This is a genomic window from Thiohalocapsa sp., from assembly GCF_019695415.1.
In the GTDB taxonomy this organism is placed as follows: Bacteria; Pseudomonadota; Gammaproteobacteria; order Chromatiales; family Chromatiaceae; genus Thiohalocapsa.
The window spans coordinates 1-8,606 of record NZ_JAIFKJ010000451.1; the positions used below are offsets into that span (position 1 = coordinate 1).

General features: G+C 65.1%; 6 protein-coding genes. All 6 read right to left on the bottom strand.

Going from position 1 to position 8,606, the window contains the following annotated elements:
* Positions 1–335: 335 nt before the first annotated feature.
* The gene (locus I6U14_RS12640) at positions 336–1,406 is read right to left on the bottom strand and encodes a cytochrome-c peroxidase (RefSeq protein ID WP_296899832.1); all 1,071 of its coding nucleotides are present in this window, start codon (positions 1,404–1,406) and stop codon (positions 336–338) included.
* 213 nt (positions 1,407–1,619) lie between these two features.
* Positions 1,620–3,152 (bottom strand): hypothetical protein, encoded by a 1,533-nt coding sequence (locus tag I6U14_RS12645; RefSeq protein WP_296899833.1) that lies wholly within the window; start codon positions 3,150–3,152, stop codon positions 1,620–1,622.
* A gap of 81 nt (positions 3,153–3,233) precedes the next feature.
* Entirely contained in the window at positions 3,234–4,652 is a 1,419-nt protein-coding gene (locus I6U14_RS12650) for an HlyD family efflux transporter periplasmic adaptor subunit (RefSeq protein WP_296899834.1), read from the bottom strand.
* A gap of 220 nt (positions 4,653–4,872) precedes the next feature.
* Entirely contained in the window at positions 4,873–5,736 is an 864-nt protein-coding gene (gene rpoH, locus I6U14_RS12655) for an RNA polymerase sigma factor RpoH (RefSeq protein WP_296899835.1), read from the bottom strand.
* A gap of 523 nt (positions 5,737–6,259) precedes the next feature.
* The gene (gene trpE, locus I6U14_RS12660; protein ID WP_296899836.1) at positions 6,260–7,753 is read right to left on the bottom strand and encodes an anthranilate synthase component I; all 1,494 of its coding nucleotides are present in this window, start codon (positions 7,751–7,753) and stop codon (positions 6,260–6,262) included.
* Positions 7,750–8,424, bottom strand: a complete 675-nt coding sequence (locus tag I6U14_RS12665; protein ID WP_296899837.1) for a phosphoglycolate phosphatase — start codon at positions 8,422–8,424, stop codon at positions 7,750–7,752. Before I6U14_RS12665 ends, trpE begins: the two co-directional genes overlap by 4 nt.
* Between the last annotated feature and the right edge of the window lie 182 nt (positions 8,425–8,606).

Here is an 8,606-nt window from a genome sequence, read left to right on the forward strand (position 1 = left end):
GGTTGAAGAAGTGCTCTTTGACGGTCTCGGAATAATCCCACATGGCTCGGCTCCGGTTGACGGGCTTGGGCGGATTGGATTGGCGCGGCTGAGACAGCCACCGGACGGGCATTTCAACTGTGGCGCATGCCGGGTCCGGCTGGATTGACAAATCTCATGAAGCAAGCCGTAAGCAAGCATTAAGCCAGTGTGGGAATTATCTCGGAAGTCCTTGATGCACAGGGTCTTCCGTGGCCTGTGCCGCCAGCGTTGCGTTGTATGGAATGCGACAGTGGTACCGCGCGTCGTCGCAAGCCGTACGTCACGCAAAGGGACACCCGGAGGCCGTTGTCCGCTCAGAGCTTTGGCTTGGGTGTCTCGCCGGTCTCGACCGGTAGCTGCGGATAGGTCACCTGCGGCTGCTCGCCGGTCAGTGTCCGCAGAAACTCGGCGATGCTCGCGACCTCGTCGTCTGTTAGCTTGGCACCGAGCTGCGCTGTGCCCATTACCGCCACCGCCTGCTCCAGGTCCCAGACCTCACCGGAGTGGAAGTAGGGCGCGGTGATGGCGATGTTGCGCAGGGGCGCGGCCCGGAAGACATATTCATCAGATGCCGTCTTCGTGACCCGATAGCGCCCCTTGTCTTCCGGCGGCAGGATGTCGGCGCCCGGGCGCTTGATGAGGCCAAACGGGAAGTACTCCTGCCCGCCGAGGTTGACCCCGGAATGACAGGCGGTGCAGCCCTTGTCGATGAAGAGCGCCAAGCCCTCCTTCTGTACATCAGTGAGGGCGCCGTCGTTGCCTTCCAGGAATTGGTCGAAGGGGGCGTTTGGTGTCACCAGCGTGACTTCGAAGGCTTCGATGGCCTTGGCCATGTTGTCGAAGCTGACCGGGTCATGCTCGCCCGGGAAGGCGCGGCCGAAGCGTTCCACGTAATCGGGCATGCTGGTCAGGGTCTCGACCACTTGGTCCGGCTCGTTAGCCATCTCGACGCCCGCCTGGATGGGGCCCTTGGCCTGCGCCTTCAGATCCTCGGCGCGACCATCCCAGAACTGCGCGGCATTGAACACTGCGTTCAGTACGGTCGGAGAGTTGCGCGGACCCTGTTGCCAACCATGGCCAACGGATGTGGGCAGGTTGTCATCCCCGCCGGTGCCGAGGTTGTGGCAGGTGTTGCAGGAGATCACGCCGGATTTTGACAGGCGCGGATCGAAGAAGAGCATCTTGCCGAGCTCGATCTTCTCTCGCGTCACCGGGTTGTCGTTAACCTCGGCGAGGCCGTAGGGCACGGGCTCCAGTCCGGCGGACTTGGCCTTCTCGCGCAGGGCGGCGTCGTCGGCCGCGGTCTGGGTGCTGGCGATGATCAGGGTAGGGACAATGGCGGCGCCGGCGATGCGGCGCAGCAGGTCATCGGACTTGGCGGTCATCGTGCTTGTCCTGGCGTTTTGCTCGGGTCTGCGAAATTGCAGGGCAAAAGCCTACAGCGCCTGCCGCCGGCAAGAACTGCGCTGGCGCAGCAACGTGCCATGCATGGCGGCCGTAGCGGCCTTCGCCCAGCAAGCGACATACAGAGTACTGCTGAAATCCCAGCTGGCTCCAGCATTTGCTCGCTCATCGAAGCGGTCAGCTGCTCCTTCTAGTCAATGCACGCCGGTGACGGGCATCATGTCCACGTCACAGGCGCCGCCAACACTCACCGAGCGGTTACGCCCGCCGCTGCGGCAGGACTCGCCTTGATCCTGGATGCGGCAGTTGAGCGCCACGGGCCGGCCGGCGCTGAGCCAGCTCGGCGTGCGGCGCCAACGCCCGACCTTGCTGAAGCTGCAGCCCGGCGAGACGCCATAGGCGGTGCAGCCACCACCGCCGCCGAGTCGCACCTTACGGCCATCGACGACAAAGCCTGGGTAGTTGTCCTCGATGCGGATGTCGTCGCCCCAGTCCTCCATCTCGAACCGCATTTCCTTGAAGCGGTAGCCGCTGCCGATGCGCTCGCCTACCTTGATGCGGGTGTTGGCGATGAGCGCATGATCCGCTCCGTTCTCGGCGACGGCGCCGGACATGTACTCGATGCGATCCTGCTGCGGGAAGCACTTGCCCATGGCCGGTGGGTGGTAGTAGTGGCGCATCTCGGTGAGATCGCGCAGGGAGTTGCCGGGAAAGAGCTCTCGCAGGGCGCTGTCGCCACCGTAGAGGATGCGCTCGGCGTCGCCGACGCTTTGGGTGTACATGGCCTGCACCCGGTCGTAGAAGTCTTCGTTCTCGAGGTCCGTGCGCAGATAGCAGGCGGTGAGCCCCGAAATCATCGTCAGGTAGGCGTCCCAAATGTTGTACTGCGAGACGTCCGAGGCCACGCCCTGGAAGTCCCCCGGGAAGCGGCAGCCCTGCCGGCGCAGGCATTGACCCACGGCCCGGTTGCGCACGGACAGCACCACCGTGCTCCGCTCGCAGGCGCCGTAGGCGGAGCAGCCGCGGTCCAGGTGGCCCTCGAAGATGGCCGTGCGCATGGTGTAGTCCAGGTGCTTGGCGCGCGCCAGCGTGGTGTCGTCCCATTTACCCTTGTTGCGGGCGATGAAGCTGTCCCAGGCGGACGCCAGCTTGTCGCGGCGTCCAGTCATGCGCTTGTTCACCGAAGCGCACTGGGGCGAGTTGTGGAAGCTGCGCACGATGCTATCCAGCGTGCTTTTGCCCTTACGCTCGGCGGCCTTCTGGTCGCCGCGGCCTGGTGGATCGAAGAAGGGTGATTTCTCCAATTGGTAGAGGTCGCGCACGTTCACGACACGGTTCACGCCAGGGCCGCAGTGATGGTTCTTCACCTGCTTGCGTTTTTGGGTCGCGACGGCCCGCTCGAATGCGCGAGTCGCGGACTGATCCGACGCCCGGGCAGAGTCCACGACGATCTCGAAGCCCACGTATGGCGTGCCCTTGCTGTCGGTGAGTGCACGGCCGTTCTGCACCACCAGGCAGGGAATCACCGCCGTGCCCTGTGTCAGGCTGCCCGCCTGCGGGCCGGGCCCGTTCGCGCCGATGCGGTAGGTCGGCACCGTCAGCGGGCCGTTGAACTTGTACAGGGTCATCACGGGCGCCGCGGGGATGGCGGCAGCGGGTTGCGAGAGGAAGAGGGCTGGCGTCAGCAGCGTGAGGCCGGCGAGTACGGATCGAAGCCTGGGTTGCATGGGCGTGGGCGCGTTCCTTAGGTTGTTGATCGATCAGGTCTTGGTGTGCATGCGGCGGCGGCCTTGTTTGCGTGCGCGGCATCATGGGGCCGCTGCAGTGGCCTTGGTGTCGGCTTGCGAGGAGCCGGGATGGGCGTCAGCGGCGCGCACGGTCTCGGTATGACCGGTAACCGTCGCCAAGAGGCGCTCACGCAGTTCTGGATCGGGCTCGCCCTGCAGGGGCATACCATCGATAGCGGGAAAGAGATCCGAGACCACCAGCAGCTCACCGGACTCGACGCCGCCGGCGATGATGGCATACTCGGGGTGCAGGCTCGCGACCGTAACATCGCGGATGCTGAGCTGGCCGTGCTCGACGAGATACAGCCGCTCCCCGTGCAGCGCGGCGCGCGGCACTACCAACTGCTTCGGGCGGGGTGCGCCGAATAGTTGCACCTCCACGAACAGGCCCTTCACCAACGGCGGGCGCTGCCCGGGCACTACATCGGCGTAAGGGTTGTCCACGACCACAATGACGCCGACCGTGCGGGTCTCCGGGTCCAGGGTGTCACTGAGCCGGGCCAGCTCTGCAGCCCAGTGCACATCGCCGCCGGCATCGCGCAGGGTAACCCTCGCGCGGATACCGAGCTGCTCGGCGAGCGCGCCGCCGGGGCCGACGCTGAAATCGATGGGGTCAGCACCCTGCAGCAGCGTGCGCATGCGGGCGATGGGGATCTGGGCCTCCACCTCCGCCCGGTCGATGGCGTCAGCTTTGAGCAGCACGTCCCCCTCGCGAACGTATTGTGCCTGCTCGATGTTCACTTCGCTCAAGCGTGCACGAAAGGGGAGTGCGATCTCGGTGCGAGCCAGGTCTAGCCGGGCGTCGGCGAGCTGGGCCTCATGGCGCGCGAGCTGGGCCTCCAGCAGCTCGCGCTCCGCCGGCAGTAGATTCAGTTGGTTCTGCTGAGCCTGCACTGCCTGGCGTTGGGCGAGGAGATTGCGCTTCTCCTGCTCCAGCTCCGAGGCGCTGAGGGTACCCTTGTCACGCAGGCGCTGCTTGCGCGCCACCTCGGCGGTGCGCAGCTCGAGCGATGCCTCCTCGATGGCCAGCGAGGCACGGATATTGGACTCTTTCGCGGTCATTTCTGCGAGCTGGGCCCGGGTGGAGAGGATGTCTGCCTCCACCTGGGACAGCCGCAGCTCGTATTCGGTGGGATCGATGCGCAGCAGCAGCGTGTCCGCGGGCAGCAGCGCTCCCTTGCGCAGGCGCGGATGGGTCTCGATCACCCGTCCGCTCACCTCGGCAACCGCTTCCCAGACACGTTCCGGGCGCACGCGGCCGAAGCCCGTGGCACGCGGGACCACATCCGCGGCCGGAATGTCGATCACCCTCACCACCCGCGCCGGGGGTTCGGTGTCGCGCTGAGCAGGCGGGCCTGCGCCGCGATTCAGCAGGACGGCGATGCCGACGGCCGCTACCACCGGCAGCAGAAATAACCATGGAGAGGGGCGTCGGGGCACGGCGGGGCGCTGCTCGAGCGTGACCAGATCAGCGGCCTATTGCGCCAGCATCCGTGCCCAATCGCAAGCACACGCCGCCGAATGGGCAGATGCAAAGGCGATCGATGTCGGTCTTTCCTCGGCTCCGGAGCAGCATACGGCGGACATGAAAAAGCCCGCCATATGGCGGGCTATTGTCCGTGGCGTACTGCCGGCCCAGGCCGGCGGTACAAGCATGCCGTTACATTTCGAGCTGGACGCGGAGCTTGTTCATGGCGTTCTTCTCGATCTGGCGGATGCGCTCGGCGGAGACCCCGAATTGCTGAGCAAGCTCGTGCAGGGTCTGCTTCTTCTCTGTGAGCCAGCGCTCGCGCAGGATGGTCTTGCTGCGCTCGTCCAATCCCTCCAGTGCCGCGAACAGCCGCTCGCGCTGGTGGGCATCGTTGTCTTCCTTCTCTAGAGCAGCCGCAGGCTCCATGCGCATGTCCGGCAGGTAGGTGGAGGGCGCTGACGGACCGTCGTCATCGTCATCGTCGTGGCCGTCGAAGGCCATGTCATGGCTCGCGAGACGCGATTCCATCTCCAGCACGGTCTCGGGCTTGACGCCGAGATCTGCTGCCACGTCTTCCACCTCTTGCTTGGAGAACCAGCCGAGGCGCTTCTTGGCGCTGCGCAGGTTGAAGAACAGCTTGCGCTGGGCCTTGGTGGTGGCGACCTTCACGATGCGCCAGTTGCGCAGGATATATTCGTGGATCTCCGCGCGGATCCAGTGGACCGCGAAGGAGACCAGCCGCACGCCGACGTCGGGCTCGAAGCGACGTACGGCCTTCATCAGCCCAACGGTCCCTTCTTGGATCAGGTCGGGCAGCGGCAGCCCATAACCCAGGTAGCCGCGGGCGATGCGGATGACGAAGCGCAGGTGCGAGAGCACGAGCCGGCGAGCAGCCATCATGTCGCCGTGGTCGCGCAGGCGCAGGGCCAGGCTGCGCTCTTCTTCCTGCGTGAGCACAGGGATCTGGTAAGCGCTCGCGATGTAGGCGTCGATCGTGCCCGTCGACAGGGAGCCGAGGTTTGCGATGTCTTTGATCGATGCTTCTTCAGCCATGGTCTTATACCTGAGTAATTTTCTCGGAAATTATGCTACCAGCGTCGGGGCGCTTTGACAACATTGCCGACCGGGTTTTCGAGCAGCTTTTGAACGGAAAGTTCCTGTGGCAAAAGCTGGACATTACCGACTTGGCTCCATGGTAGTCAAAGACCGGCCAGGTGCAACGACTTTTTTCGGACGCACGTCTCCTTGTCCGATGAATGGTCGCTTTCGTGGCCTGTCGACCCTCTTCAGGGCCGCCGAGAGCCGGTGCAACCGCAAGTAGAATCAAGGAAAATGCTGAAGCGCGCCCTGGTATCCCAGGGCGGGTTGTGGAAGACCAGCAGTGGTCAGCGCATGCGTGTGCACTGGACTGCCGTGCCCTTGGCATCTCCCCTGTACGGTTGTCCAGGTTTTCGGGGATGCGCCGTGTCCCGACGCAGGGCCTTTTTTCGATGCAACTGCGCAGGATTTCGAAACATCCACGCGGGCGGCGGTGTTCCGTTTGGGGCGGGAGGAAAAAGCGGCGGCGCCTTCCGGGTCACTCGCCGACGCAGGGATAGCGCTCGATGCCTGCCTCGGCCATCGCCACGGCGCGGAAGACAGCGCGGCCTTTGTTCATGGTCTCTTTCCATTCCAGCTCAGGCAGCGAGTCCGCGACAACGCCAGCCCCGGCCTGGATATGCAGCGTGCCGTCCTTAATGACGGCTGTGCGGATGGCAATGGCCGTGTCCATGTTGCCGTTGAAGGCGAGGTAGCCGACGGCGCCCGAGTAGATGCCGCGCTTGACGGGCTCCAGCTCGTCGATGATCTCCATGGCGCGGATTTTGGGGGCGCCGGACACGGTGCCCGCCGGGAAGGTGGCCCGCAGCACGTCGATGGCGCTCATGCCCTCGGCGAGCTCGCCCGTGACATTGCTCACGATGTGCATCACATGCGAGTAGCGCTCGACGATCATCTGGTCGGTGACGTGCACCGTACCGGTCTTGGCGACCCGGCCGCAGTCGTTGCGGCCAAGGTCAATGAGCATCAGATGCTCTGCAAGCTCTTTGGGGTCCGCCAAGAGCTCCGCCTCCAGTGCCTTGTCTTCGTCTTCGGTGTAGCCGCGGCGGCGCGTGCCGGCGATGGGCCGCACCGTAACTACGCCGTCCTCCAGCCTGGTCAGTATCTCGGGCGACGAGCCAACAATCTGGAACTCGCCCAGGTCGAGAAAGTACATGTAGGGCGAGGGGTTCAAGCCCCGCAGTGCCCGGTAGAGGTCCAGCGGCGCCGCCTGGTAGGGGATCGAAAGCCGCTGCGAAAGCACGACCTGCATGCAGTCGCCGGCGAGGATGTAGTCTTTGATGCGCTCCACGGCAGCCTTGTAGCCGTCCTCGCTGAAGCCTGACACAAAGTCGGTCTCGGCCACCTGACGGCCGCCGGCCTCAGGATTGCGCGGAGCGCCGCGCTGCATCTTTGCCACCAGCGCATCGATGCGCGCCTGACCCGTCGCGGGGCTGTCACCGGCGGCCGGGTCCAGGTGCACGATGATGTAGATGCGCCCTCGCAGGTTGTCGAAGACGACCACCTCCTCGGAGAGCATGAGCAAGATGTCCGGCGTGCCCATCCGATCGGGATTCGGGCATTGGGCGAGCTTGGGCTCGATATAGCGGACGGTGTCGTAGCCGAAGTAGCCCACCAGGCCGCCTGCGAAGCGCGGCATGTCCGGATGCTCGGCGGCGCTGTAGCGGGCCTGGAACTGCTCGATCCAGGCAAGCGGGTCCTCGGCCTCGGTCTCTTCGATGGCCTGACCGTCGCGCTCGACGACGATGCGGTGACCAAACACCTTGAGCACCGTGCGCGCCGGCAGGCCGATGATGGAGTAGCGGCCCCACTTCTCGCCGCCCTGCACGGACTCGAACAGATAGGAATATGGCCCCGCTGCAAGCTTGAGGTAGCAGCTGAGAGGCGTATCCAGGTCTGCGAGCACCTCGCAGACGAAAGGGATGCGGTTATGGCCCTGGCGCACCAGGGCGGCGAAGTTCTCGGGGGTCATGCGAGCAGACCATCCAGCTCCGCCAGCGAGTCGATGACCGCATCCGGCTTGGCATCGCGTATGTCCAGCCCATGATTGTACCCATAGCTGACACAGACCACGGGGAAGCCCGCGGCGCGGGACGCCTTCACATCGCTGATGGAGTCGCCCACCATCAGTGACTCCGCCGGCGCCACGCCGAAGTGCTCAGCCGCATGCAGCAGAGGCAGCGGGCTCGGCTTCTTTTCCGGCAGGGTGTCGCCACTGATAATGATGCCGAAGTGCCCGGCCACCCCCAAGGCGGCGAGCAGCGGCTCGGTGAACTGCGCCGCCTTATTGGTGACACAGCCGAGCTGAATGCCGCGCGCCTCCAGCATCCGCAGCCCCTCGGCAACGCCGGGGTAGAGGCGCGAGCGCTTGCCGTTGTGGGCCGTGTAGCGCTCCAGGAAGATCGGATAGGCACGCTCGAAGTCGGCAGCCTCGGGCTCGCCGTCGAGGCTGCCCGTCAGCGCGCGCTTCACCAGCCGCTCGACGCCATTGCCCACCCAGTTGCGCACCGCCGCCTCGCCATGGGGCGGACGCCCCAGCTCGGCCATCATCGCGTCCACGCTGTGGGTCAGGTCCGGCACGCTGTCGACCAGGGTACCGTCGAGGTCGATCAGGGCCATTTTGGGGTCGAAGCGCTGCGTCATGCGGTTGCTGTTCCTCAGTTCGGCAGGAAGCCCTCGTCCAACACCTGTTCCGGCGTGTAGGGATAGGACGCAGAGACGGCACCATGCGCCAGACCGGTCTAATGCGGCGCCAGCTCGATGGCGTTGGCTTAGGGAAGCGCCGATTTATTGGCGCTTCCCGTGCGGGGCAGGATGCCCCGCCA